We start from the raw sequence: 26812 nt of genomic DNA, 5'->3' as shown, positions 1-26812 counted from the left end.
ATGATACCCCTTCGGCCGCCCTTCGCCCTCCGGGTTCGCGAGACAACAGAAATTTCTGGTCAGCGGAAGGGCGCGGCCCCGCTAGGCCAGGGAATCGAGGAAGGCGCGGTCGGCCTCGGTGAGGGCGTCGGCCGTCGCGAAGCGCTCCAGCAGGTCGGGACGGGCGCCGGCCGTGCGAGCGAGGCTCTGCTCGCGGCGCCAACGGGCCACGGCAGCGTGGTTGCCCGACAGCAGCACGGAGGGCACCTCCATGCCGCGGAAACTCGCGGGACGCGTGTACTGGGGGTACTCCAGAAGCCCGCTCGTGAAGGACTCGTCGATGGGGCCCGCCTGCGCCCCCAGCACCCCCGGGATCTTGCGCACCACGGCGTCGATGACCACCATGGATGCCAGCTCGCCGGAGGTGAGCACGTAATCGCCCAGGGAGATCACGGAATCGGCCAAGGTGTAGACGCGCTCGTCGATGCCCTCGTAGTGGCCGCAGATGAACAGCAGATGCCCCTCGGCGGCCAGCTCGGAGGCATAGGCGTCGTCGAAGGTGCGCCCCTGGGGCGCGAGGAAGACGATCTTGGGCGCGCGGCTCCCCTCGGTCGGGATCGCCGGGGGCGAAGCTACGGAGTACCCTGATTCGCTCAGACAGTCCTCGCTTGGTGAAACAGTCCACTGGACTGTTTCAGTCGCTGCGGAACTCGCTCGGTCAGGGCACCCCGTATCTTCGCCGGGCTCAACCTCAGCAGAGGCCAGTTTCACTTCGACGATTTCTTTCCCGAGGATCTCTTCCACCGCTTCGAAGATGGGCTCGCACTTCATGACGAGGCCGGCGCCGCCGCCGTAGGGATCATCATCGGTGGTACGGTGGCGATCGTGGGTCCAATGACGCAGGTCGTGGGCGCGAAATTCCAGTAGGCCCTTCTCCTGGGCGCGCTTCATCATGGACTCCCCCATGACCGAGTCGTACATATGGGGGAAGGTGGAGAGGGTCTCAATGAGCATGGGCGGTCCTTTGCCGTTGGAAGTGAGCGACCGGGCGCCCTAGAGGTCGAGCAGGCCGTCGGGGCAGGTGAGGCGAATGAGGCGGCGCTCTTCGTCCACCGCGGCGATGAAGGCGTCCACGAGGGGCACCAGGGTCTCGCGGCCGTCGGGACGGGCCACGGCGAGCAGGGGCTGGGTAGCGCGCTCGTCGAAGGAGGCCACCTCCCCCACATAGCCAGCCCGGACGTCCTCCACAGACCAGCCGGACCAGTCGGGCAGGGCCTCGGCCTCTTCCAGCACTGCCAGATCCACCGCTTCCTCGCGCACGAGGACGCGCCGCCCGGCGAGCATCTCCGCCACGGTGAGGTCCTCCACGCCCTCGAAGAACACGAGGGCCTCGGCCTCCGACAGCGCCTGCACATCGCGCACCCGGGCGCGGCGGGGCGCGTCGATGACCGGCGGCACGAAGGCCGCCTCCAGGCCCTCGTGCAGCAAAGCGGGAAGGCCCGACGCACCCCGTGCGACGAGCCCTCCGTTCAAATTCTTTGGCTTCGCCAGATAGGCGACATCGATCCAACCGCGCATTTAATCGATGAGCTCCACCTCGACGAGCTTGCCCGTGCGCGAGGCAGCGGCGCGGGCCAGCGTGCGGATGGCCTTGATGACGCGGCCCTGACGGCCGATGACCTTGCCGGCATCGCCCTCGGCGACGCGAATCTCCACGACGATGCCGCCGTCATCGGCCTCGGTGGCGACGACCTCCAGCGCATCGGCCTCCTCCACGAGGGGGCGCACGATGGCGTCGACGAGACCGGCGAGATCCTCAGTCAGATCAGCCATGGCTTAGGCGTTCTCGCGGGCGACCTTGATGAGACGCTCCACGGTATCGGTGGGCTGGGCGCCGTTGGCCAGCCACTGGTCCAGCTTCTCCATGTCGAACTTGATGAGGTGCGGATGGCAGCAGGGGTTGTAGCGGCCCACCTCCTCGATGAAGCGGCCGTCGCGCGGAGCGCGGGAATCGGCGACGACGATGCGGTAGTACGGGCGCTTCTTGGCGCCGTGGCGAGCGAGGCGAATCTTGACTGCCATGAAATGGAACTCCTTCTACAACTGATATTTCTCTATACGCAAGCACTGCTCGCACAGTGCGGCGAAAACAGCAATTGCTTATATTACGGCTTCGCGCTCCGTTTGACAAGCGCCCGTCCATGAACTATCCACGGACGGCAAACCCCCGGGGCGCGAAACGGCCTGGGGCCAGCACGGGCCCGCCCCTCCCTCAGGCCAGGGGCACCACCCGGGTGGCGATGCGGGCGGCCAGGGCCGGGGAATGGGACACGAACACGAGCCCCAGGTCACGGGCTCGGGCCTCGGCCAGCAGCACCGACCAGATCTGGGCCTGGGTCACGGCGTCGAGCATGGTGGACACCTCGTCGGCGATGAGGTAGCGCGGGGACGCGGCCAGGGCCCGAGCGATGCAGAAGCGCTGCAGCTCGCCGCCGGAGAGCTCCCGGGGATAGCGGGTCAGCCACCGGTCCCGGATGCCCAGCAGGGCGCGCAAGCGCTCCACTTCCTCGGGCGCGGCCCCGGCCTCGGCCAGGACGGCAGCCATGGTCTGGCGCGGGTCCACGGTCAGCTCGGGATGCTGGCCCACGAGCTGCACCGGGCAGCGTCCGCGCCGCGGCAGGGGCGCCCCGTCCACGAGCACCGTGCCCGCGCGGGGCCGCTCGTAGCCGGCCAAGATGCGGGCCAGGGTGGTCTTGCCCGCCCCGGAGGGGGCCGCCAGCTGCACCCGCTCGCCCGGGGCCACGGCCAGGGAGAACCCCTCGTAGAGCAGCGGGCCGCCCCCGTAGCCGAAGGCGATGGCGCGGGCCTCTAGCATGGGGCGCCCCCTTCCGCGGCCACTTCCTCTTCCCCGCGGTCATCACCGGGAACCGGAACGGAAGGGGGCGGGGCGAAGTCGTGCTCGGGCAGGGCGTGCCAGAGCTGGCGGCTGAAGGGGTGCGCCAGGGTGTCGGGCCCGGCGAAGCTCTCCACGGCGGTCTCCTCCACCACGGTGCCGTCGCGGAACACCGCCACGCGGTCGGCCACGGTGAGGGCCAGCTCGATGTCGTGGGTGATGAGCAGCACGCCCCCGCCCCCGTCGGCGAAGGCCCGCAGGTCGTCCAGGGCGCGCACGGCCAGATCGAGATCGAGGCCCGGGGTGGGCTCGTCGGCCACGATGAGCCTCGGGTCCTCCATGAGGGCGCAGCACAGCAGCACGCGGCGGGCCATGCCCCCCGACAGCTCGTGGGGGAACAGGCGCGCCACCGCCTCGTCCAAGCCGTAGCGGGCGAAGAGCTCGCGGCGCCGCGCGGCCCGGCGGCGCTTGTCGGCCCGGCGGGCGGCCCCGCGGCCCCGGGGCGCCCCCTCCACCTGGCGGCCCACCCGCATGAGGGGGTCCAGGCTCGCCACGGACTGGGGCACGAGCGCGATGCGGGAGCCCCGCGCGGCGGCCAGGGAGGCCGCGTCCATGGGCTCGCCGTCGAACCAGATGCGGCCGCGCACGAGGGCGTTGGGCTCGAACAGCCCGAGGACGGCGTCGGCCAGCAGGGTCTTGCCCGAGCCCGAGGCCCCCACGACGGCCAGGATCTCCCCCTCGTGGACCGACAGGCTCAGGGAGTGGATCACCTCCACCTCCCGCTGGGGCGCCTCCAGGTAGCGGCGCCACGCCGAGGGACGGCGCCGGGTCTGCCCCCGCCCCCTCGGCCCCTTCCGCGGCCTTGACGCCCTCCGCCCCCTCCCCGGCTTCTCGCCCCTCTTTTCCTCCCCTGCTTCCCCGGCCCCCTCGTCGTACATGCGGAAGGCCACGGTGAGGTCCTCTACCGTGAGCAGGTGGTGGCCGTGGGCGTGGCGGGAGGCGGCTCCGTGGGAATGGTGGTGGTGCACCGCCTGGGTGCCGTGATCGAGGGTCTCGTGAGATTCCATAGCCTTCCCCTATTCCTGGGCGCTCGCCGGATCGACGAGCCGGCGCAGGCCCGCGCCCACGCTATCGAACAACAAGACGCAGGCCACCAGGGCCGCGCCGGGAAACACCGCGAGCCACCACATCCCCGCCGAAAGATAGCCCATGGCCTCGGAGAGGATGATGCCGATGGCGGGCATCTCCGGGGGCAGGCCGAAGCCGAGGAAGGTGATGGCGGCCTCGTGGAGGATGGCGTGGGGGAACAGGAGCACGAGCCCCACGGCGAACTGGGGCAGCACGTAGGGCGCCATGTGCCGCAGGGCGATGGAGACCGGACCCGCGCCGAGACGGGCGGCCACGGCCACGAAGCCGGAGGCGCGGCACTGGAGGATCTCGGCCCGCAGGACGCGGGCGAGGCTCGGCCAATGGGTCAGCGCCACGCCGATGGTGACGCCCCAGAAGCCCTTGTCCAGCCCGTAGGAGATGAGGATGAGCAGCACGATATGGGGAATGCCCATCATGAGATCGGTCAGCCAGCTCACCGCGCCGTCGGCCCAGCGGGGGCCGAGGGCCGCCGCGGATGCCAGGGCCAGGGCGATGAGGGAGGAGGCCACGGCCGCGCCGAGCCCCACGAGGATGCTCGTGGACAGGCCCGCGAGCGTGCGCAGGAACATGTCGCGGCCCATCCAGTCGGTGCCGAAGGGGTGGGCCCAGGAGGGCGCGAGGTTCTTGGCGGCGAAATCGGTGGCCTGGGCGGCCGGGCCGAGCAGCGCCCCGGCGATCACCACCAGGGCCAGGGCCACGGCGGCCCCCAGAGCGAGCCCGGCGGCCCGGCGGCGGTTCGGCAGGCGCCGGACGCGGGGAGCCGACAGCACCGGGGCCGCGGCGGCCTCGGGCGCACCGTTGGGAGCAGCGGCGCCGCGCAGGGCGGCAGCGTCATCGGTCATGGCCCTCCCCTTTCTCCGAGCCCCGGACATCGGCCCGCACCGGCCGCATGCGAGGATCCACGAGGCCGTAGACGAGGTTCGCGGCCAGATTCCCCGCGAACACGAGGGCCGCCGACACGAGCGCGATGGCGGCCAGCAGGGCCACGTCCCCGCCGAGACCGGCCGTGACGGCGGCCTGGCCGAGGCCGGGGTAGCTGAACACCTCTTCCACGAGCACCGAGCCGCCGAAGATCTCGGCCACCTGGGTGCACTGGAGGGTGATGGCCGGCAGGGCGAGGTTGCGCAGGCCGTGGCGCACCATGACCCGGCCGCGGCTCTCCCCCCGGGCCCGGGCGAAGCGCGCGAAGTCGCTGCCCATGACCTCGATGGCCTTGGCCCGGGTGTGCAGGGCCACGTTGGCCACCCCCACCACCGACAAGGTGATGGCCGGCAGGGCCATATGGTGCAGGGCGTCGGCGAAGGTGACCTCGGAGGCGGCCATGCCTGCGGGCACCGAGAAGCCCAGGGGGAACCAGCCGAGCCACACCGAGAACACCATGAGCAGCAAAAGGCCCACCCAGAACGTGGGAGAGGCGGCCAGCACGAAGCAGTAGGCCCGCACGGCCCGATCCACCGGGCGCCCCTCGTTCAGGGCCGCCGCCACGCCCAGGGCGAAGCCGAGCGCGCCGGAGACGACCCAGGCCACCCCCATGAGGGCCAGGGAGTTGGCGGCCCGGGAGGCGATGACCTCGGCTACGGGGGCGTTGTAGCGCAGCGACGTGCCCATGTCCCCCTGCAGCAGGGCGCCGGCCCAGGCGAGGAACCGCTCGGTCACGGGCGCATCGGAGCCCCAATAGGCCGCCAGGGCCGCCCGCTTCTCCTCGCTCATGCCGAGCAGGGCCGCCTGGCCCACGTTGGCCTGGACGGGATCGATCGGCGAGAGGCTCACCAGGGCGAAGGTGACCACGGCCACGGCCCCCATGAGCAGCGCGAACCGCCCGATCTGGCCTCCGATGAATCTGATGACATTATATGACATAATAGTTATAGCGCCCTTCCGTGCGCCGGGGCAGGTCGGCGGGGCCCATCGCCCCCTACTTCCACGACCAGCGATCGACGTTGTTGACCAGGCTCCACCCATGGCCGTGGGGGTGGGGCTTCTGCGCGGCCACGGCCAGGCCCTCCCGCTCGAAGTAGAGGTGGTCTACGTTGGCAAGCCATACCCAGGTGGCCGCCCCCTCCGGCGCCACGCCGGTCTGGGTGGCATCGTCCCACTGGGCCGCCTGGTAGAGGGGAAAGGATTCCTCCACGGTGCGGGCCGCCTGGGCCGCTTCCAGATGGGCGTCCACCGTGGCGTCGCCGTACTGGGCGTAGTTGCCCCAGCCGGCGGAATGGGTCAGCTCGAAGAGCTCCACTGGGGCGTTGGAGCCCCAGCCCCACAGCACCGGGTCGGCGTACTGGCGTAGGTAGATGTCGTCCCAGCTGGCCCCCTTGGGAGTCACGGCGATGCCGAGGGCCGCGCACTGGTCGGCGAAGTCGTAGGCCAGGGCCTGGCGGGTGGAATCGCCGGCCGCGTAGTACAGGTCGAAGGCGCAGGGCACCCCGTCGCGGGAGCGCATGCCGTCGTCACCCCGCTGCCAACGGGCCTCGTCCAGCAAGCGCTCGGCAGCCGCCCCGTCGGTTTCCACGCGCATGGCCGCGCTCGACCAGGGCATGCCGTCGGCCACGGAGTAGGCCGGCCGCCCGAAGCCGGCGAGCACCCGCTCGATCATGACCTCGCGGTCGATGCCGTAGTTGAGCGCCCGGCGCACGGCAATGTCGCTCGTCACGTCGTTGCCGCCCACATAAACCATGTCGCCATCCACCACCACGTCGGTGCCGGCCGGATTGCACGGCAGCGAGATGCCCCGGGAATCCACCGACGCGCAGTCGAGCAAGGTGTAGCCCGCCGGCACCGCCCCGGCCAGGGAGGCGGAGGTATAGGCCACGTCCGCCAGGCCCGAGCTTGCCGCGGCCAGGGAGGCGTCCTCCTCCATGAACAGCACTACCACACGGTCCATGAGCGGCTTCTCGCCGTAGTAGTCGGGATTGGCCCGCAGAATGACCTGCTGGCCGCGGTCCCACTGCTCGAGCATATAGCGGCCGCTGCCGATGGGGTTCGCGCCGTAGTCGGACCCGTAGGCATGGGCCGGCACGATGCCCACCACGGCCAGAGTGTACAGAAGCGCGTTGTTGGGCCGCTTCATGGCGATCTCGCAGGTCACCGCATCGAGAGCCCGAGCCTCGGCCACCATGGACAGGTCGGCCTCAGCCGCCGCCCCCTGGGCGATGCCGTTGATGGTGAAGGCCACGTCCTCGGCCGTAAGCGGCACCCCGTCGGTGAAGACCGCGTCGTCGCGAATGGTGAAAGTCCAGGTGAGACCATCCTCAGAGCAGTTGTAGGCCACGGCCAGATCGTTCACGAAGGAAAGATCGTCGTCGGTGGCGATAAGGGTGGACTGGATGAGGGGCTCGTGCACATGCTCGCCGGCGCCCCAGCCCATGAGCGGATCGAACCCGGCCGCCGGCTCCGAGGAGGGCGTCATAGTCACGATCACCTGAGATTCGCCGTTCGGGCCGGCGCCAGCGCCTCCGGCCGCCGAAGCTCCGGCGCCCGTCGCGGTGCCTTCCCCGCCGCCGGCACAGCCCGCCAGCAGCCCCGCACTCGCTGCGCCGGCCAGCGCCGCAGCCCGCATGAAGTCTCGTCTCGTCAGGGCCATCCCCCGCTCCTCTCATCGTGTTACGTTCTCTCAACACGTAACAATACCACAGATGCTCCGTCAGTGTTACGAAAACCAAATTCGTATGCCTAATGGCCCATGCGAAAGGTGAATGCCACCGCACGCGGGAGCAACCCCTTTTCCACCTGCCCCCATCGCCCCCTGCCTCTTGCCCCTCTTCGTCCTTCGCCCTCTGGCCTGCCCCTTCGCCCCCTCGCCCCATTACAGTTAGAGCCGCCCCGCAAGGGCGGCTCTCTTTATCTTCCATTGCGAGGAGGCTACGATGGGGGCGGCCCTGACGGGCTGCTGGCCGGCCGCGCCGGATGGCCCTTCGCCCCTGCCTCTCCAGAAGGCCCGGGGGGTGTTGCCACCGGCGCGGCCAGGCCGCGGGCGGACGACTGATAGAGATCTGCCGGGCGCGCGGCGCCACGGCCGGGTAATGTGGGTGTCGCGGGCCCGCGGCGGGACCGGCCGGCCGACCTTCGGAGAGGATACATCATGGAAGAGAGGGGCACAACCGCGGCGGTGCTCGGCCTCGACGTCGGCAAGGCGTCGCACTGGGCCTGCGGCATCGACTCCTCGGGGCGCGTGGTCCTGAGCGGACGGGTCGCCAACAGGGCGGCCGACGTGGACGCCGTGCTGGCGCGCGCGGGCTCGGGGGCGCTGGTGGTGGTCGACCAGAAGCGCAACATCGGCGCGCTGGCCGTCGCGAGGGCCCGCGCCGCCGGCAACCCGGTCGCCTACCTGCCGGGATCGGCCGAGAAGGCCCTGCGCGACGCCGAGGCCGGCGTGGCCAAGACCGACCGCATAGACGCCGAGGTGATCGCGAGGGCCGCGCCGGGGACGCCCCATGTGCTGAGGCCGCTCGCCGAGGAGGCCCCGCGGGCGGCCTCCGTCCGGCTGCTGGCCTCCCAGCTGGACTTCTGCACGGGGTCGAGGACCCGGGCGAAGAACCGCCTGCGGGCGGTGCTCCTGGAGGCCGACCCGGCGCTGGAGGCCGCCGTCGACCCCTCCTGCGCCTGGCACATGGCGGTGCTGGCCGAGATTGGGGGGCCGGCGGACTGCGCCGAGGCGGGCATCAGGCGGTTCGGGGCGGTGGCCGAGCGGGCGGGCGGCGCCTCGCGGGCGGCCAGCTCGCGGCTCTGGGGCGCGCTCGCGGCCTCGGCGTCGGCCGGGAGGCCGTCGGCTCCGGCGGAGGGGGCGCTCGCCCGCATGCTCGCCCGCGACATCCTTGCGCTGGACGGGGAGGCGCCCGAGCTGCGGGCCCTGATGGCCGCCGAGCTGGAGTCCGACGAGACGTACCGCTGCCTGCTCACGGTGCCGGGCGTCGGCCCGAAGACGGCCGCCGCCCTGGTCGCCGCCGTCGACGTCTCGCTGTTCCCCAGCCACGACAAGCTCGCGAGCTACTGCGGGGTCGCCCCGGCCGACAGCCAGTCGGGCACGAGCGTCAGGTCGGCCAGGCCGCAGCGCGGCGGGAACAAGACCCTGAAGAACCTGCTCATATTCTCCTGCAACTCGCTGGTCGGCACCGGGAACAGGTTCGGGAGGTACTACGAGGAGTGCCGGGCGAGGAACATGCGGCACAACGCCGCCCTCAAGGCGGTGGCGCGCAAGAGGCTCAAGGTGATCTGGGCCATCATGAGGAACCCGAGGCCCTACGAGGAGCCCGTCGCGTAGGCGCCGCACCGATCCGCGGCCCCCGGAGGGGGCCTGGCTCGGTGCGCCCGAATCCCTGCTGCACCGAGCCAGCCAAGGGGTTGACAAAACTATAGAGACACCCCCCTTCGTCCCCTGCCCCCTTCGCTTTTTCGCCTACCCTCCTGCCCCCGCCAAAGCTAGCGCTGTCCTTTTCCGGCGCAAAATGTCGATCTGCCCGTGCACACCGTCATTTCGGGGCACATTTCTCCTCGAAGTGGCGCCGATAGCGGCCTTTTCCGACCCAAAATGACGATCCGCCCGGGCACACCGTCATTTTGCGGCAGAAAAACGCACAGACTGGACCCATCGGCGGCTCCCTTCGCCAGAAATCAACGGTCTGCCCGTGCACACCGTCATTTCGGGGCGCCGAGGACACTGCCGCCCGCGAGAACGCCTTCCCGTAGTCCATCCCGAAACACCTCGCAGTCTCGCTGCGGATTTCCATCGAATGCCTCATCGCCCCCCTCCCGAAACAAGTGGGACTGGAAACTTTTGTTTCCAGTCCCACTATCGGGGCTCAGTTCATCCGACGCCCCCCCCTTTTTTCTCTGACTCTACGGCCTCCCCACAGCGCACTCGACCGCCGCGCTCGCCGAGGCTGTTCACTCCAGCATGTCGAACGCGGCGACTACGTCCGTACCGACTAAAACCCGCGAGATATGGGAAAGCCGCGGGCAGATCGACGCCGCCGCGGAGAAGGCCCACGCCGAGTCCACCCCGGAAGTTACTGCCCCATCATGTCCTGGATCTTCTTCAGGTCCTTCATGGACATGCCGCCCATGCCGGGCAGCCCCAAGCCGCGGCGGCGACGCCCCTTGCCCTTCTTCCCCTTCTTGCCGCGGCCACCCTCCATATCCATGCCGGCGGTGGCCTGCCTCACCATCTTCTTGGTCTCGTTGAACTTCTTCATCATCTGGTTCACCGCCGTCACGCTCACACCGGCCCCCTTGGCGATGCGGGCACGGCGGCTGCCGTTGAGCAGCTCGGGGTGCGCGCGCTCCTCGCGGGTCATGGAATTGATGATGACCTCCATGGCATCGAGCGCCCCCTCGTCCACCTGGCCCGAGGCCAGGGCCTTGTCACCGCCGGGCAAGGCGCTCACGAGCTTCTGCACGCCGCCCATCTTGCGCATCTGGGCGTTCATCATCACGAAGTCGTCTAAGGTGATGTGGCCGCGCATCATACGCTCGGCCTCCAGCTCCTCTTCCTCGGCCTGCTGCACGCGCACGGCATTCTCGATGAGGGACACCACGTCTCCCATGCCCAGGATGCGCTTGGCCATGCGGTCGGGGTGGAACACCTCCAGGGAATCGGGCTTCTCGCCCGAGGAGATGAACTTGATGGGCTTGCCGGTCACCTCGCGCACGGACAGGGCGCCGCCGCCGCGGGCATCGCCGTCCATCTTCGACATGATGACGCCATCGAAGTCCACAGCGCTGGCGAAGGCCTCCACGACGTTCACCACGTCCTGGCCGGTCATGGCGTCCACCACCATGAGGATCTGGTCGGGCTTCACGGCCTCCTTGATGGCCTGGGCCTCGGCCATCATGTCGTCGTCCACGTGCAGGCGGCCGGCCGTGTCGATGATGACCACGTCGCGCAGGTTGTCGATGGCGTCTTGGATGCCCTCCCTGGCAATGGCCACGGGATCCTTGCCGTCGCCGCGGTACACGCGCACGCCGATCTCGTCGCCCAAGGTCTGCAACTGGTCGGCGGCGGCGGGGCGGTACACGTCGCCGGCGATGAGCAGCGGGGAATGGCTCTCCTGCTTCAAACGGTAGGCCAGCTTGGCCGCGGCCGTGGTCTTGCCGGAGCCCTGCAGGCCCACGAGCATGATGACGTTGGGAATGCGGCTGCCCAGCACGAGCCGCGAATCGGTGCGGCCCAAAAGCTCGGTCAGCTCGTCCAGCACGATCTTCACGACGTTTTGGGCCGGCGTGAGCGAATCGAGCACCTCGGCGGCCAGACAGCGCTCCTTGGTGCGGGCCACGAAGGCCTTCACCACCTTGAAGTTCACGTCGGCCTCCAGAAGGGCCAGGCGAATCTCGCGCATGGCAGCGTTAATGTCGTCCTCGGTCAGGCGGCCCTTCGACCGCAGACCGGAGAAGATGCCCTGAAGGCGTTCAGAGAGATTTTCAAGCATGAGTCGTGCGCTCCTTCATCACGGAGTGGAATATCGAAACAGTATAGCGGCCTACTCGAACAGGCGCTTCCAGAAGCTCTTCTTCTCGGGCTCGGGGGCAGGCCCGGTCTCTTCGCCCTCGAATGCGCCGTCGGCGGTCAGGGCGAGCTCAGCCAGCTCGTCATCGGTGAAGGGGGCGTCGTGCCCCTCTTTGGCGGCAGGCTCATCGGCAGCCTCGGCCAGGGCCTCGGCATCGCGGTCGAGCTCGGCCAGCTCTGCGGCCTCGAGGCCCGTGGGCGTGTCCTCGGCTTCCTCAGCTACGATGGTTTCGTGGGTGCGCCGCCCGAGCGCCGCCTCCACGAGGTCGCCGTCGGCGGGCTCGGCCTCGACCTCGTCGGCCGCCTCCACAAGCGCCTCTTCCACGTCGCCCTGCTCGTCGAGCACCGCGGCCGCCTCGGGTGCAGCCGCCTCGGGAGTCTCAGCCCCAGCTTCGGGCTCAACGCCATCGGCCTCCGTCGCAGGGTCCTCGGCAGCCTCCGCCGCAACCTCGGTCGGAGCCCCTTCCAGCACGTCGCGGCGACGCTCGCCGGCCGTGACGGCCGCCTCCTTGGCGTTCTCGCCGCGCAGGCCATCCTCGGCGGCGTCGAAGCGCTCGTCGAAGGTGCCCACGAGGGCGGCGGCGAACTCATGGGGATCGAAGTCGCGCAGGTCGTCGATGCCCTCGCCCACGCCGATCTTTAAGATGGGCAGGTCCAAATCATGGCTCACGGCCAGGGCGATGCCCCCCTTGGCGGTGCCGTCGAGCTTTGTGACCACCAGGCCGTCCAAATCGAGGGCGCGGTCGAACTCGCGGGCCTGGGTGAGGCCGTTCTGGCCCGTGGTGGCATCGATGACGAGCACCGTGTGCACCGGCAGCTTCGAGCGCTTCCGCACCACGTTCACCACTTTCTCCAGCTCGCGCATAAGATCGGCGGAGGTGTGCAGGCGCCCGGCCGTGTCGATGAGCACCAGATCGGCGCCTGTGGCCTCGGCCCGCTCCAGAGTGTCGTAGCACACGCTCGCGGGGTCGGCGCCGCGCTCCCGGGTGACCATCTCCACCCCGGCCCGGCGGGCCCACACCTCCAGCTGCTCGATGGCGGCGGCGCGGAAGGTGTCGGCCGAGCCCAGGATGACCGCGCGGCCCTCGTCGGTGGCGGCCTTGGCCAGCTTGCCCACGGTGGTGGTCTTGCCCGTGCCGTTGATGCCCACGAACAGCACCACGGCCGGGCCGCCGCCGAGGATGTCGGCGCCGCCCTCGGTGAAGGTGGCGGCAATCTCGTCGTTCAGCAGATCGAGCACCGCGTAGGCATCGGGCAGGGCCCGGCGGGTGGCCAAATCGCGCAGGCGCTCCACGATGTCGGCGGCCGCAGCCCCGCCCACGTCCGACAGGATGAGCGTCTCCTCCAGGCCGTCCCAGAACTCCTCGTCCAGATCGGGGCCGCGGTCGAGCAGGACGTTCATCGACTCCTTGAATTTATGACGCGAGCGGCTCAAGCCATCGCTGATACGATCGAACAAGCCCATGGGGCACTCCTTCACGCTTTGGATGCCGTTGAAATCACAATTCCCTATAGTGTACGCCATCGGGCCTGTCCCCCGGCGCGGCTGCGGCCCTTCCCCCTATTTTGGTCACAAACCTGAGTCCCGCGCCCGCCATTCCAACGGGCCGCCAACGGATCATCAAAGGGCCGTCATCAGTCGCGCGCTCCCCACTTCTTCGCGCCCCGTCAAACTCTATGATTCCACTAGGTTATTTCACCACCCCCGAAGGGAGATTCACCATGAGCTTCATCGACAAAATCAAGGATGCCGGCGAGGATATCAAGGACGCGTTTGCCGAAGGCGCCCACGACCTGGCCGAAAAGGCAGAAGACTTGAAGGACGCCGCCGCTGAGAAGGCCGGCGACATCAAGGACGCCGTGGCCGAGAAGGCCGGCGAGATGAAGGATGCGGCAGCCGAGAAGGCAGCCGACCTGAAGGAAGCCGCCGCCGAGAAGGCCGGCGAGGCGAAAGAGGCCGCAGCCGACAAGGCCGACGACCTGAAGAAGGCCGCGGGCGATGCCGCCGACAAGGCCAAGGACGCGGCGGCCGATGCCAAGGCCGCTGTGGCCGAGAAGGCCGGCGAGGCCAAGCAGGCTGCCGAGGATGCAGCCGAGAAGGCCAAGGACGCCGCCAAATAGCGCCCCGACCGGGAAACGGCTTCCCCACCTGAGGCCCCAGGGCCCCGAGATCGCGACATTTTTTCGGGTCTCGGGGCCCTTCTTTCTGGTAGCATAGCCAAATTACCGCATGCTCCGACGTCTGGCCGCTGCGCCGGCGTCCCACCCCCAAAGGAGACCCCATGGAACGCGAGCGCTTCGGCAGCCGCCTCGGCTTCATCCTCATCTCGGCCGGCTGCGCCATCGGCCTAGGCAACGTCTGGCGCTTCCCCTACATCACCGGCGAGTACGGCGGCGCGGCCTTCCTCGTGCTCTACCTTGCCTTCCTGCTCGTGCTGGGCCTGCCCATCCTCGTCATGGAGTTCGCCGTGGGGCGCGGCTCCCAGCGCTCCATCGCCCGGGCCTTCAACGAGCTGGAGCCGGCCGGCACCCACTGGCACAAGTACAAGTGGGTCGGCGGGGCCGGCTGCTACCTGCTCATGATGTTCTACACCACCGTGGCCGGCTGGATGCTCGCCTACGTGCCGAAGATGGCCACCGGCCAGCTCGTCGGCGCCGATGCCGCCCAGACCCAGGCCATCTTCAACGCCATGCTGGCCGATCCGGTAGAAGTGGTGTTCTGGATGGTGCTCACCTGCGCCATCGCCATCCTCATCTGCTCCATGGGCGTGCAGAAGGGCGTGGAGCGGGTCACGAAGGTGATGATGCTCGCGCTTCTGGCCATCCTCGGCGTGCTCGTGGTGCGGGCCCTCACCCTGCCCGGCGCGGGCGAGGGCGTGTCCTTCTACCTGCTGCCCGACTTCTCGAAGATCTTCGCCACCCCCGACACCTTCTTCGAGGCAGCCTACGCGGCCATGGGCCAGGCGTTCTTTACCCTGTCCATCGGCATGGGCTCCATGACCATTTTCGGCAGCTACATCGACAAGCACCGCTCGCTCATGGGCGAGGCGGCCACCATCGGTGCCTTGGACACCGGCGTGGCGCTCGCCACGGGTCTCATCATCTTCCCTGCCTGCTTCGCCTTCGGCGTGGCCCCCGATTCGGGCCCGGGCCTGGTGTTCATCACCCTGCCGAGCGTCTTCGAGCAGATGTGGCTCGGCCAGGTCTGGGGCACGCTCTTCTTCGTGTTCATGAGCTTCGCGGCGCTCTCCACGGTCATCGCCGTGTTCGAGGGCATCCTGCGCTTCTCCATGGACCAGTGGGGCTGGTCGCGCAAACGGGCGGTCATCGTGAACCTCATCGCCATCCCGCTTTTGTCCCTGCCCTGCGCGCTGGGCTTCAACGTGCTCTCGGACGTGGTCATGCCCGGCGTGGGCGACATCCAGACCGTGGAGGACTTCCTCGTGTCAAGCAACATCATGCCCTTAGGCTCGCTGGTCTTCGTGCTGTTCTGCGTGAGCCGCCGGGGCTGGGGCTGGAAGAACTTCCTCGCCGAGGCCAACGAGGGCACGGGGCTCAAATTCCCCAGCTGGCTGCATAACTGGATGCGCTTCGGCGTGCCGGTGCTCGTGGTCATCATCCTCATCATGGGCTGGGTCCCCATCGTCACGAGCTGGATGGCGTAGAACGCCCCACCGACAGCTCCCTGCGAGGAGGGCCACTGCGCTCGCACAGCCGCCTATCGCCTTATTCTCGCGGAGAACACGGCGATAGGCCCCGTGGACCGTGCAACTCTCAGGACCTCCCTGCGGCCAGGGCAAACTCCAGGGTCCGCGTGGCCGGATCGGCCGTCTTCAGCACCACGGGAATGCGCTGGCCCAAGCGCCACGACCGGCCGCTCTCCTCCCCGGTGAGCGTATGGCGCACCGGGTCGAAGGCGAAGTACTCCTCGCCGAGGGCCCGCACCGGCAGCACCCCCTCGGCCGTGCAGTCGAGGCGCACGTAGAGGCACCAATTGGCCACCCCGCTCACCACGGCCGAGAAGGCCTGGCCCGTAAAGGCCCGCAGGTACTCCACCATCTTCAGCTCCTGGGATTCCCGGGCCGCCGTGTCGGCCACCCGCTCCATGTCCGAGGAGTGCTCGGCGATCCAGGGCAGGGCCGCCACCTCCTGGTCGAAGCGCTCAGGACGCCGCGTGAGAGCCGCGCGCAACATGCGATGCACCACCAGGTCGGGATAACGGCGAATGGGGCTCGTGAAGTGGCAGTAGGCCTCGCTGGCCAGGCCGTAGTGGCCGTCGTTGACGGGCCGGTACACGGCCCGCTTCATAGCCCGCAGAAGCAGGGAGCTTGCCAGCTCGCCCTCGCTGCGCCCCGCACTGGCCGCCAAGATCCCCTGGATGGCCCTCGGGTCGGCCGCCAGGAGCCGCCCTTCCAAAGATCGCTCGAACCAGGGAAACTCCTGGAAGATGGGGATGAGGGAGCCCAGCGCATCGGCCGCAGGGGCCTCGTGCACCCGGTACAGGCAGGGAAAGCCCCGCGCCTCCAGGAAGCCCGCCACGGTCTCGTTGGCCAGAATCATGGCCTCCTCTATGAGGCGGGTCGCGTCGGTCTTGCGGCGCACGACGATATCCACGGGCACCCCCGCGTCGTCGAGCACCACCTTGGCCTCGGTCGTGGCGAAGTCGATGCCGCCGGCCGCCGCCCGGGCCGCCTCCCGCCGCTTCGCGATCCTCGAGGCGGCCGCGAGCCGCGCCACGAGGGCGCCGTCCCCGGATGCCGGGGCGCCGCCCGCAGCCGCCTCCCCGGCCGCTGCGCCCGCAGCGGCCAACAGCTCGTCGGCCTCGCCGTAGGACAGCCGCGCCCGGGAGCGGATGAGGGCCGGGTACAGCTCGAAGCGCACCACGTCCCCCCGCTCGTCCAGAAACAGGTCGCAGGTCACGGCCCGGCGGTCCTCATCCGGCGCCAGGGAGCACAGGCCGTTGGAGAGGGTCTCGGGCAGCATGGGAATCACCCGGTCGGCCAGATACACGCTCGTGGCCCGGCGCCGGGCATCCAAATCCACCGAAGAGTTCCAGGGCACATAGTGGGACACATCGGCGATGTGCACCCCGAGCCGCCACAGGCCCTCGTCCCTTAGATAGTCCACCGACAGGGCGTCGTCGAAGTCCTTGGCATCGGCCGGATCGATGGTGAACACGAAACGATCCCGCAGGTCGCGGTAGCCGGCCGCGAGCGCCCCGGTCTCGTCCAGCACGGCCGCGTCTGCCTCGGCGAGAGCCCCTTCCGAGAAGACGGTCTCCAGCTTGTGGCGGCCGATGATGAGGTCGATGCCGGCCCGGGGCCCCTGGGCCTTATCGGCGATGACTTCCTCGATGTGGCCCGTGGCCGCCGTGCGGCGGGTGGGGAACTGGGCGATGCGCACCCGCACGAGGGCCCCGTCGGGCACCTCCGGGTAATCGGCGCGCAGGGTGAACACGTCGTAGGGGATGCGCGGGTCGGCCGGCACCACCACGCCGAAGGGCTCGGCCACCTCGTAGCGGCCCACCACCGTGTCGTGGGCCCGATCGATCACCCGGAGCACCCGCGCCGCGGGCAGCCCCGCGCCCCCATCGCTCTCGCTACGGCCCTCGCCCCGCCGGCCCTTCTCGGCCCCCTTGCGGGCCATGGGCGCCACTTCCACCAAATCGCCGTCAAAGGCGCCGCCCATGGCCGTGGCGGGAATAAAGTACTCCCCCTCAGCCGTGCGCACGAAGCCGTAGCCCTCGGCCCGCGACAGGAGCACGCCGGTGGGATTCGCCTGGGGCTTGCGTCGAGTGGGACGCCGCCCGCGGCTCTTCTGCCTGCCCATGCCAGCCTCCCTTCCCGGCCCCTAGACGGCCGGCACGAGGGAACGGGCGGTGTCCACGGCCACGAGCATCTGGGTGTCCTCCCCCTCGGTGCTGCCGTTGGCCACCCCCACCTGGGGCACCACACCCACGCCGTCGATGGCCTGCCCCTGGGGCGAGAGATAGTAGGCGGCCGTATAGCGCACCGCGCCGCCGAAGTCGAGCTCGCGCACTACCTGGACCGAACCCTTGCCGAGGGAGGTCTCCCCCACCACCTGGGCCCGCTGGTTGTCCTGGAGGGCGGCGGCCAGCACCTCGGCGGCCGCGGCGGTGTACTGGTTCACGAGCACCACCACCGGCGCCTCGGTGACCACCTTGCTGCCCGAGGGCACCGACTTGGGGGTGATGCCGTCGTTGGTCTGGATCTGCACGAGCACGCCCGAGGGCACGAACAGGGCCGCCACGTCCACGGCCTGGGTCAGATACCCGCCGGGGTTGTCCCGCAGGTCCAGCACGAAGGAGGTGGCCCCCTGGGCCGTGAGCCCCTCGATGGCCTGGCGCACCAGGTCGGCGGCGTTCTGGGTCACCTGGCGCATCTTCACGACGCCCACGGTGCCCACCAAATCCGTGGAGAGGTTCGCCTCCTCGTAGACCTTGCACTCCAGGGTCGTGGAGAACTCGCTGCCCGTCTGGGCGTCGATGGAGGCGGGACGCAGCCAGGTGACGGACACGTTCTCCCCCTCGCGCTGGGACAGGGCGTTCACCACCTCGGTCATGGACCAGGCCGTGGTGTCCTCCCCGGCGATGGCGTTCACGAAGTCGCCCTGCTGCACGCCCTTGGCCTCGGCCTCAGAGCCCTCGAAGACCCCGGCCACATAGGCGCGACCGTTGTAGTCGGCGAAGATGACGCCGATGCCGGCGTAGCTGCGGCTCGTGGATTCCTTGATGTAGTTGTTGTACAGATCGGGGTTGTAGTAGGAGGCGTAGGGGTCGCCCGTGGACTTCATCATGTCGGCCAGCATGGAATAGGTGGCCCCGGTGAGATCCACCTTGTCCAGGCTGTAGGTGCCCAGGATGTCCTCCACGTCGGCCACGCGCGCGCTCACGGACTCGTAGGTGTCCTGGGCGGCGGCCTGGGAGAGGCTCGCGGCCTCCTCCTCGGTCACGGGAATGCCCCAGCTGGCCACGAGCGCCGTCTGGCTGCGCAGCACGAAGCCGGCGCAGAAGGCCATGGCCACGAGGATCACGGTGATGAACACGCGGAACATCAAGTGGTTGGTGGCACGCTCCATGCGCTGCTCGCCCCGAAACCGGGCGCTTTGGGCAATGTGGCGGCCGTTGTCTTCTCGGGCCATGGACATCTCCTTAAAAACCGAAGCGCGATCCCCAGGCTCTGCCGGAGGATCGCGCGGGCGATCGCGGTTGTGGCGGGCGGGCTACACCTTCAGGTAGCGCCTCATGGCGAGGGCGGAGCCGAAGAGGCCGATGACGAGGCCGGCCACCACGAGCACGATGTAGATCATCGCATAGGTCTGGCCGCCCACATCGAGCGAGAGGAACGACAGGGCGCTCTGGAGCTTCGGGATGGCGTAGACGCGCAGCACCTGCAGCACGCCGACGGCCAGCAGCGAGCCGATGAGCGCATGGAGGGCGCCCTCCATGAGGAAGGGCCCGCGGATGAAACCGTTGGACGCGCCCACCAGGCGCATGATGGCGATCTCCTTGCGCCGGGCCATGATGGCCAGGCGGATGGTATTGTTGATGAACACGAGCGCGATGAACACGAGCAGCAGCACCAGGGCCACGCCGAGGTAGCGCACGTACTTCGTCACCGAGAACAGGCGATCCACGGTCTTCTGGCCGTACTTGAGCGAGTCGGCCGGATCCTCGGGGTTGTCGCAGATGGAGCGGAAGGTCTCGTCGCCCTCGATGGCGCCGGCGATCTCATCCACCTTCTGGGGGTCGGACAGGCTCACGTCGATGGAGGCGGGCAGGGGGTTCGTGCCGTCGAGCTGCTCGATGATCTCCGGGTTGGTGGTCATGGAGCTCTTGAAGTTCTCGAGGGCCTGGTCCTTGGTGGTGAACCCGACGCTCTCCACGCCGCCCATGGAGCGCACGGAATTCATGACGGCGTCGATGGACTCCTGGGGCGCGTCGTCGGCGATATAGGCGGTGATGGACACCTCGCTCTCGATGGAGGAGACGAGGCGCTCGACGATAGTGCCGCCCACGAGGAACACACCGATGATGAGCAGCGACAGGAAGATGGTGATGATGGAGCCCAGGGTCGTAGAAAGGTTCCGCGCGAAGCCCTGGAGCGATTCCTTGAAGAAGTAGAACAGGCTAGACATCGAAACCGTACACCCCCCGATCCTGGTCGCGGGTCAGATGCCCGCGGTCGAGCGCGATAACGCGACGGCGCATGTTGTCCACCATCTCGCGGTCGTGGGTGGCCACGAGCACGGTCGTGCCCGTGCGGTTGATGCGCTCGAGCAGGTCCATGATGCCGCGGGAGGTCTGCGGGTCCAGGTTTCCCGTGGGCTCGTCGCAGATGAGCAGCGGCGGGCGGTTCACGATGGCGCGGGCGATGGACACGCGCTGCTGCTGGCCGCCGGAGAGCTGGTCGGGATAGCTGTTGAGCTTGTCGGACAGGCCCACGAGGCGCAGCACCTCGGGCACCTGGGTCTTGATGACATGACGGCTCTTCCCGATTACCTCCAGGGCGAAGGCCACGTTCTCGAAGACGGTCTTGTTCGGCAGGAGCTTGAAGTCCTGGAACACGCAGCCGATGTTGCGACGCAGGTAGGGCACGCGCCAATTGCGCATGGTGGTCAAATCCTCGTCCGCCACGTAGATCTTGCCCGAGGAGGGCTTGATCTCGCGGGTGAGCAGACGGATGAAGGTGGACTTGCCGGACCCGGAATGGCCCACGAGGAAGATGAACTCCCCGGCGAAGATCTGCAGAGTGATGTCGTACAGGGCCGGCTTGCTGGGCTGGGCCGGGTAGGTCTTCGTCACATGGTCGAAGGTGATGACCGGGGCCCCCATGGGGGCGGCCATCTCGTCCACTTCCAGCACGGGAAGGGACTGGGACAACTGCGAGGTCATCGATGCCTTGGGATTGCCGGCGCTGTGGGCAGAGACCGCGCGGGTGCGGGGGTTGCCCTGGCCGGAGACCCCGGCGTGACGACCGGTGCGGCCAGGACTCGCCTGGTTCCGTTCATTCGCCACAGCTTGCTCCGTTCAGGTTGATAGGTACTGAGACTGAATAATTCTAGCAGAGGCCCGCTCGCGACCGCGCCTTTTCCACAGCTTCAACAATGGCCGCGGCATCAAGGCCGAAGTAGGCCAGCAGCTCGTCGAACTCGCCGGACTTGCCGAAGCGGTCGCGCATGCCCACCAGTTCCACGGGCACCGGGCACACCTGGGCGGCCAGCTCGCAGACAGCCGAGCCCAGCCCCCCCACGACAGAGTGCTCCTCGGCCACCACGGCGCAACGGGTCTTCGCGAGGGAGGCCGCGATGGTCTCGCCGTCGAGGGGCTTCACAGAGAAGGCATCGACGACCTCGGCGGACACCCCGCGCTCGGCCAGCATGTCGGCGGCAGCCAGCGCCTCGCGGATCTCCACGCCGTTGGCCACGATGGTCACATCGGCGCCCTCGCGCAGCACGTAGGCGCGGCCGATCTGAAGCTCTACATCGTCGTCGTAGACGCAGGGCACGGCGGCGCGGCCCATGCGCACGTAGACGGGGCCCGGCGTGGCGGCGGCCAGCTTGATGGCAGCTCGGGCCGCGGCGTAGTCGGCGGGCACGAGCACGCGCATGCCGGGAAGGCCGCGCATGAGGGACACGTCCTCGAGCATCTGGTGGGAGCCGCCGTCGGGACCCACGGAGATGCCGGCGTGGGTGGGGGCGATCTTCACGTTCAGGTTGGAGTAGCACACGGTGTTGCGAATCTGGTCGTAGGCGCGGCCCGTGCCGAACACGGCGAAGGAGCCGGTGAAGGCCACGTTGCCGGCCAGGGACAGGCCCGCGGCCACGTCCACCATGTTCTGCTCGGCGATGCCGCAGTTGAACAGGCGGTCGCCGTGGCCCGCGTCGGCCAGCTTCTTAGTGGTCGTGGAGCCGGTCAGGTCGGCATCCACCGCCACGACGGGCACGCCGGCATCGGCCAGCTCCGCCAGGGTGGCGCCGAGGGCGGCGCGGGTGGCTTTCTTCTGAGTCGCGGCCTCAGCGCTTGCGAGTTTCACCATGGGTACCCTACCTCCTATGCTACCGCAGCGGACAGCTCCGCCAGGGCGATTTCCAACTCCTCTGCCTTGGGCGCCTTGCCGTGCCAGCCGGCCTGGTTCTCCATGAAGGAGACGCCCTTGCCCTTCACCGTGGCGGCGATGACGGCCACGGGCGCGGCCTCGTCGGCGGCCGCGGCCTTCAAGCGGCCGAGGGTGGCTACCAGGGCATCGATGTCATGGCCGTCGACGCGCACCACGTCCCAGCCGAAGGCGGCGAACTTCTCGCCGAGATCGCCCGGGTCGCATACGTCGTGAATGCAGCCGTCGATCTGCAGCTCGTTGTTGTCGATGATGGCGATGAGGCGACCCAGGCGCTGGTGGGCGGCGAACATGGCGGCCTCCCAAACCTGGCCCTCCTCGCACTCGCCGTCGCCGAGGATCGTGAAGACGCAGCCCGCCTCGCCGGTCAGGCGCAGGCCGGCGGCGAGCCCTGCGGCCACGGAGAGCCCCTGGCCGAGGGAGCCGGTGGACACCTCCACGCCGGGTAGCAGGTTGGAATCGGGGTGCCCCTGCAGGCGCGTGCCCAGCTTGCGCAGGGTCGCGAGCTCCTCGATGGGGAAATAGCCGGCATGGGCCAAGGTGGCGTAGAGGGCCGGAGCCGCGTGGCCCTTCGCCAAGATGAAGCGGTCGCGGCCAACCTTGGCCGGATCGGCGGGATCGTGGTCCAGCACGCCGCCGAAGTACAGCGCCGTGAGCATATCGGTGCAGGAGAGCGAGCCGCCGGGATGCCCGCTGCCCGCCTCCGTGATCATGGTCAGAATGTCCTTGCGGATGTCGGTGGCCTTCCCCACCAGCTGCGCCGTATCCATAGCCTGCCTTTCCCTTGGACTACTGATTCGATACTCTCCATGTATGATACCCGATGACGAAGGGTTCCAGGGCGCCGCCGAGCACTGCGTCCACATTTCCCGTCTCAACGCCGCTGCGCAGGTCCTTCACCAGCTGATAGGGGAACAGCACGTAGTTGCGGATCTGGCTGCCGAAGGAGTTCTCCATGCGCTCGCCGCGCAGCTCGTCGATCTCGGCTTGGCGACGGCGCTCCTCAAGCTCGTAGAGCTTGGCGCGCAGCACCCGGAAGGCCGCCTCCTTGTTCTGCAGCTGGCTCTTCTCGTTCTGGCAGGTGACCACGATGCCCGTGGGCTCATGGGTCAGCCGCACGGCCGAGTCGGTGGTGTTCACGCACTGGCCGCCGGGGCCCGAGGAGCGGTACACGTCCACGCGCACGTCGGCGAGGTTCAAGTCCACCTCGATGTCGTCGGCGATGACCGGCAGCACCTCCACGGAGGCGAAGGTGGTCTGGCGGCGCTTCTTGGCGTCGGTGGGGGAAATGCGCACGAGGCGGTGGATGCCGATCTCGCTGCGCAGCATGCCGTAGGCGTAGCGGCCCTCGATCTGGATCGTGGCGCGGTCGAGCCCGATACCCTCGCCGGGCACCAGATCGAGCACCGTGACCTTCCAGCCCTTGTCCTCGGCGTAATGGACGTACATCTGGTAGAGCATCTCGGTCCAGTCCTGGGCCTCGAGGCCCCCTTGGCCCGGGTTCACTGTCAGGATGGCATCGCCCTCGTCGAACTCCCCGGCGAACCAGGACTCGATCTCCAGCCGATCGAGCAGGGCGGTCAGCTCGGCGGCAGCCTGGGCGGCCTCCTCGGCGAAGGCCCCGTCGTCCCCGGCCAGCTCGCAGGCGGTCGCGGCATCGTCGGCCAGGGAACAGGCCCGCTCGTAGTCGGCGATAGTGGCCCGCAGGCTCGAGGCCCGCTTGCTCACGGCCTGGGCCGCCGCCGCGTCGTTCCAGAAGTCCGGTGCCGCCGCCTGCTCGTCGAGGGCGGCCAAATCAGCGGCCTTCTCATCGATATGCAGGAAGGCCCGCGCATCGGACAAGCGCCCCCGCGCCCCTTCCAGTTCCTTCTGTATGTCCTTCAGTTCCATACCTTGCCCTGTGTCTCCTTGAAACTCTCTGGGAGCGGAACCGCCCGGTACCTCGATTCGCTCAGACAGTCCTCGCTTTGTGAAACAGCCCACCGGGCTGTTTCAATCGCTGCGGAACTCGCTCGGTCGAGGCACCCGCCGTTTCCGCTTCGCTCAACCTTGGCTGAGCAGGCGCGGGCTGGCTAGGCGTCCCGGCCGTGGCACTTCTTGAACTTCTTGCCGGACCCGCAGGGGCACGGATCGTTGCGGCCCACGTTAGCGTAGGGGTCCTCCTTGTCCTTCACGAAGGTCTGGGGCCTGCTCGGGGCCGGGCGCGGGGCGCCGGCCGGCATGTTGGCGGCAGCGTGACGGCCGCGCACCCCGGAGGTGGCCAGGGCCTCCTCGGGCGAGGAGTAGCTCATCTTGCGGGCGAGCGGGTCCTCGGCCTCCCCCAACGGGCTCGAGCCGGCAGCCGGGGCGCCGGGCGCGGCAGCGGGCTTCGCGGCGATCTCCAGGCGCAGCAGGGTGCGCAGGTAGTCGTCGTACATGGAGCTCGTGAGGTTCTGGAAGGCGTTGTAGGCCTCGTTCTTGTACTCCACGAGGGGGTCGCGCTGGCCGAAGGCCCGCAGGCCGATGCCGGTCTTCAGGTAGTCCATCTCCTGGAGGTGGGCCATCCAGCGGGTGTCGATGATGCGCAACATGACCTGGGCCGAGAGATTCTCCATAAGATCGCTGCCCAGCTGCTGGGTCTTCTGCTCGTAGATCCACTCCAAGAACTCGTAAAGGGCGTCGGCCAGGACCCCGGGGTCGTCCTCGTGGTTCACCTTGGCCACGGCGAAGTCGCTGCAGCCGGACATGTTGGCGGCCCACAGGTCGATGGCCTTCAGGTCCCAATCGTCAGAGGCCGACCGCTCCGGGCAGCACTCCCCCACGATGGCGTCCACGGCGTCGCGGATGATGCCGGGAATGCGGTCGGTCATGGACTTGCCGTCCAGGATGGCGTTGCGCTCCTCGTAGATGGCCTTGCGCTGGAGGTTCATGACATCGTCGTACTCCAGCACGTTCTTACGGGCGGCGAAGTGCATGGACTCCACCTGGCGCTGGGCGCTCTCGATGGACTTCGACACCATGCCCGCCTGGATGGGCATGTCGTCTTCCTGGTTGGTCTTCTCCATCATGTGCGCGATGGAGTCCATCTTCGAGCCGCCGAACAGGCGCATGAGGTCGTCTTCCAGGGACAGGTAGAACTGGGTCACGCCCGGATCGCCCTGACGGCCGGAACGGCCGCGCAGCTGGTTGTCGATACGGCGGGACTCGTGGCGCTCGGTGCCGATGACGCACAGGCCGCCGGCGGCCCGCACCTTCTTCTGCTCCTCGGCGCAGATGGCCCGCGCCGCCGCCAGGGCCGCGGCCCGCTGCTCGGCCGTGGGCCAGGCCGGGTTCTTGGCCCCCTCCTCGGTCAGGGGGGCGGCATCCGGATCCAAGCCGCGCTGGCGCAGCATGTCCTCGGCCAGCACATCCGGGTCGCCGCCGAGGCGGATGTCGGTACCGCGGCCGGCCATGTTGGTGGCGATGGTCACCGCGCCGGCGCGACCGGCCTGGGCCACGATGTGGGCCTCGCGCTCGTGGTGCTTGGCGTTCAGGGTCTCATGGGGAATGCCGCGCTTGTCCAAAAGGCGCGAGAGCTTCTCGGAGTTCTCGATGGACACGGTGCCGATGAGGCAGGGCTGGCCGGCGGCGTGGCGGGCGGCGATGTCGTTGGCCACGGCGGCGAACTTCCCCTCCACCGTGCGGTACACCAGGTCGTTCTCATCCTTGCGGGCCACCGGCTTGTTCGGCGGGATGGCCATGACCGGCAGCTTGTAGATCTGGCGGAACTCGGCATCCTCGGTCATGGCCGTGCCGGTCATGCCCGAGAGCTTGTCGTAGAGGCGGAAGTAGTTCTGCAGCGTGATGGTGGCCAGGGTCTGGTTCTCCTCGCGCACGAGCACGTGCTCCTTGGCCTCCAGGGCCTGGTGCAGGCCCTCGGAGTAGCGGCGGCCCTCCATGATGCGGCCGGTGAACTCGTCGACGATCTTCACCTCGCCGTCCATGACCACGTAGTCCACGTCGCGGTGGAACAGGAACTGAGCCTTCAGGGCCTGCTGGAGGTGGTTTGCCAACTGGCCGGAGGGGTCGGCGTAGATGTTCTCGATGCCGAGCATGGCCTCGATCTTCTCCAGACCGCTCTCCGTGGCGTTGATGGTGCGCTTGGCCTCGTCCATGTCGAAGTCGACGCCCTGCTTGAGGCCGGGCATGACCCGGGCGAACTTCTTGTAGGTGTCGGCGGCCTGAGTGCCGGCGCCCGAGATGATGAGCGGCGTGCGGGCCTCGTCGATGAGGATGGAGTCCACCTCGTCCACGATGGCGAAGTGGTGGCCGCGCTGCACGCGCGAACTGCCGCGGGTGACCATGTTGTCGCGCAGGTAGTCGAAGCCGAACTCGGAGTTGGTGCCGTAGGTGACGTCGGCCTCGTAGGCGGGCTTCTTCGCCGCCGGGGCCATGCCGTTCTGGATGAGGCCGGTCTTCATGCCGAGGAAGCGGTAGATCTGGCCCATCCACTCGCAGTCGCGACGGGCCAGGTAGTCGTTCACGGTGACGATGTGCACGTTGTGGCCTGGAATGGCGTTCAAATAGCCGGCCAAGGTGGACACGAGCGTCTTGCCCTCGCCGGTCTTCATCTCGGCGATCTGCCCTTCGTTCAAGGCCATGCCGCCGATGAGCTGCACGTCGAAGTGGCGCAGCCCGATCGTGCGCACGCTCGCCTCGCGCACGGCCGCGAAGGCCTCGGGCAGCAGGTCGTCCAGCGTCTCGCCGGCGGCGTAGCGCTCGCGGAACTCGGTTGTTTTGGCGGCCAGCTCCTCATCGGTCAGGGCCTGGAAGGCCGGCTCCAGCCCGTTGATCTTGTCAACGGTAGCCTGGTAGCGCTTCAGCTGCTTGCCCTCGCCCATCGTGAGCAGTTTGGAGAGAAATCCCATGGGTGGCATCTTCTTTCTCTGCGGTATCGGGTCGGTCTCTTCGGGTCGCCCGTCCCGGTGCGCCCGCGGCCCCCTGCGGGCCGCGCCACCGAGGCCGAGCGCCCCGCGCGTAAATCCGTTCCACTCTACCACAAGGGCCCGCGCCCGCCCCCGATTCCACAGGGTTTGCAGGGAGCCCGTCACCGCCTGACGGCGATAAGAGGGGGCCGGAACCTTCGAGCGGTTCCGGCCCCTGGAAAATGCCCGGCTCTGCGAGGGCCCTCGGGTTCGC

At 68.8% G+C, this 26812-nt stretch carries 22 protein-coding genes; 3 read left to right on the top strand and 19 right to left on the bottom strand.

Translation table 11 applies throughout. The annotated features are described in order from the left end of the window. Window positions 1-81 precede the first annotated feature (81 nt). From trmD to AAK988_RS06470, 9 genes are all read right to left on the bottom strand, one after another. Complete coding sequence (gene trmD, locus AAK988_RS06510) at window positions 82-993, bottom strand: tRNA (guanosine(37)-N1)-methyltransferase TrmD (protein ID WP_369873278.1); 912 nt, start codon at window positions 991-993, stop codon at window positions 82-84. Window positions 994-1032: 39 nt separating this feature from the next. Beyond that, on the bottom strand, window positions 1033-1557 hold the full coding sequence (locus AAK988_RS06505; protein WP_369873277.1) for a ribosome maturation factor RimM: 525 nt from the start codon (window positions 1555-1557) through the stop codon (window positions 1033-1035). Beyond that, window positions 1558-1812, bottom strand: a complete 255-nt coding sequence (locus tag AAK988_RS06500) for a KH domain-containing protein (RefSeq protein WP_135971416.1) — start codon at window positions 1810-1812, stop codon at window positions 1558-1560. A gap of 3 nt (window positions 1813-1815) precedes the next feature. Then, the gene (gene rpsP, locus AAK988_RS06495; protein WP_135971415.1) at window positions 1816-2061 is read right to left on the bottom strand and encodes a 30S ribosomal protein S16; all 246 of its coding nucleotides are present in this window, start codon (window positions 2059-2061) and stop codon (window positions 1816-1818) included. Between the two features lie 190 nt (window positions 2062-2251). Then, window positions 2252-2854: an ABC transporter ATP-binding protein gene (locus AAK988_RS06490; RefSeq protein WP_151432036.1), complete on the bottom strand. Its 603-nt coding sequence runs from the start codon at window positions 2852-2854 to the stop codon at window positions 2252-2254. Beyond that, window positions 2848-3939, bottom strand: a complete 1092-nt coding sequence (locus AAK988_RS06485; protein WP_369873276.1) for an ATP-binding cassette domain-containing protein — start codon at window positions 3937-3939, stop codon at window positions 2848-2850. Before AAK988_RS06485 ends, AAK988_RS06490 begins: the two co-directional genes overlap by 7 nt. A 9-nt stretch (window positions 3940-3948) precedes the next feature. Further along, window positions 3949-4863, bottom strand: coding sequence for an ABC transporter permease (locus AAK988_RS06480; protein ID WP_369873275.1), 915 nt, complete (start codon window positions 4861-4863; stop codon window positions 3949-3951). Beyond that, window positions 4853-5881, bottom strand: coding sequence for an ABC transporter permease (locus AAK988_RS06475; RefSeq protein ID WP_369873274.1), 1029 nt, complete (start codon window positions 5879-5881; stop codon window positions 4853-4855). Before AAK988_RS06475 ends, AAK988_RS06480 begins: the two co-directional genes overlap by 11 nt. Before the next feature lie 55 nt (window positions 5882-5936). After that, window positions 5937-7601 (bottom strand): ABC transporter substrate-binding protein, encoded by a 1665-nt coding sequence (locus AAK988_RS06470; RefSeq protein WP_369873273.1) that lies wholly within the window; start codon window positions 7599-7601, stop codon window positions 5937-5939. A gap of 498 nt (window positions 7602-8099) precedes the next feature. On the opposite strand from AAK988_RS06470, the gene AAK988_RS06465 reads away from it, so the two are divergent. After that, a complete protein-coding gene (locus AAK988_RS06465; protein WP_369880523.1) occupies window positions 8100-9278 on the top strand; it encodes an IS110 family RNA-guided transposase in 1179 nt (392 codons plus the stop codon). A 745-nt stretch (window positions 9279-10023) separates the two neighbouring features. Here AAK988_RS06465 and ffh read toward each other — a convergent pair. Together ffh and ftsY are read right to left on the bottom strand one after the other, a co-directional pair. Further along, the gene (gene ffh, locus AAK988_RS06460) at window positions 10024-11442 is read right to left on the bottom strand and encodes a signal recognition particle protein (RefSeq protein WP_151430694.1); all 1419 of its coding nucleotides are present in this window, start codon (window positions 11440-11442) and stop codon (window positions 10024-10026) included. A gap of 51 nt (window positions 11443-11493) precedes the next feature. Further along, window positions 11494-12984 carry a signal recognition particle-docking protein FtsY gene (gene ftsY, locus AAK988_RS06455; protein WP_369880522.1) on the bottom strand — a complete coding sequence of 497 codons (1491 nt, stop codon included), beginning with the start codon at window positions 12982-12984 and terminating at the stop codon, window positions 11494-11496. 257 nt (window positions 12985-13241) lie between these two features. On the opposite strand from ftsY, the gene AAK988_RS06450 reads away from it, so the two are divergent. Together AAK988_RS06450 and AAK988_RS06445 are read left to right on the top strand one after the other, a co-directional pair. Continuing rightward, complete coding sequence (locus AAK988_RS06450; RefSeq protein WP_369880521.1) at window positions 13242-13640, top strand: hypothetical protein; 399 nt, start codon at window positions 13242-13244, stop codon at window positions 13638-13640. A 161-nt stretch (window positions 13641-13801) separates the two neighbouring features. Further along, a complete protein-coding gene (locus tag AAK988_RS06445) occupies window positions 13802-15184 on the top strand; it encodes a sodium-dependent transporter (protein WP_369880519.1) in 1383 nt (460 codons plus the stop codon). Between the two features lie 109 nt (window positions 15185-15293). Here AAK988_RS06445 and AAK988_RS06440 read toward each other — a convergent pair whose 3' ends face one another. The 8 genes from AAK988_RS06440 to secA all read right to left on the bottom strand — a co-directional run bounded on the left by AAK988_RS06440 (window position 15294) and on the right by secA (window position 26541). After that, complete coding sequence (locus AAK988_RS06440; RefSeq protein WP_369880517.1) at window positions 15294-17348, bottom strand: ribonuclease R family protein; 2055 nt, start codon at window positions 17346-17348, stop codon at window positions 15294-15296. Window positions 17349-17369: 21 nt separating this feature from the next. Further along, window positions 17370-18680 (bottom strand): S41 family peptidase, encoded by a 1311-nt coding sequence (locus AAK988_RS06435; protein ID WP_369880516.1) that lies wholly within the window; start codon window positions 18678-18680, stop codon window positions 17370-17372. An 81-nt stretch (window positions 18681-18761) separates the two neighbouring features. Then, window positions 18762-19676: a permease-like cell division protein FtsX gene (gene ftsX / locus AAK988_RS06430; RefSeq protein WP_135970787.1), complete on the bottom strand. Its 915-nt coding sequence runs from the start codon at window positions 19674-19676 to the stop codon at window positions 18762-18764. Next, window positions 19669-20556, bottom strand: a complete 888-nt coding sequence (gene ftsE, locus AAK988_RS06425; RefSeq protein ID WP_440132288.1) for a cell division ATP-binding protein FtsE — start codon at window positions 20554-20556, stop codon at window positions 19669-19671. Before ftsE ends, ftsX begins: the two co-directional genes overlap by 8 nt. 43 nt (window positions 20557-20599) lie before the next feature. After that, window positions 20600-21577, bottom strand: a complete 978-nt coding sequence (locus AAK988_RS06420) for a transketolase family protein (protein ID WP_151430707.1) — start codon at window positions 21575-21577, stop codon at window positions 20600-20602. A 14-nt stretch (window positions 21578-21591) separates the two neighbouring features. After that, window positions 21592-22425: a transketolase gene (locus tag AAK988_RS06415; protein ID WP_262999997.1), complete on the bottom strand. Its 834-nt coding sequence runs from the start codon at window positions 22423-22425 to the stop codon at window positions 21592-21594. Window positions 22426-22444: 19 nt separating this feature from the next. Continuing rightward, the gene (gene prfB / locus AAK988_RS06410; protein WP_369873267.1) at window positions 22445-23545 is read right to left on the bottom strand and encodes a peptide chain release factor 2; all 1101 of its coding nucleotides are present in this window, start codon (window positions 23543-23545) and stop codon (window positions 22445-22447) included. Between the two features lie 182 nt (window positions 23546-23727). After that, on the bottom strand, window positions 23728-26541 hold the full coding sequence (gene secA, locus AAK988_RS06405) for a preprotein translocase subunit SecA (protein WP_369880515.1): 2814 nt from the start codon (window positions 26539-26541) through the stop codon (window positions 23728-23730). Window positions 26542-26812: the final 271 nt, after the last annotated feature.

Source organism: Adlercreutzia muris (genome assembly GCF_041223505.1).
In the GTDB taxonomy this organism is placed as follows: Bacteria; Actinomycetota; Coriobacteriia; order Coriobacteriales; family Eggerthellaceae; genus Adlercreutzia; species Adlercreutzia muris.
This window is presented reverse-complemented; position numbering and strand designations above follow the sequence as displayed.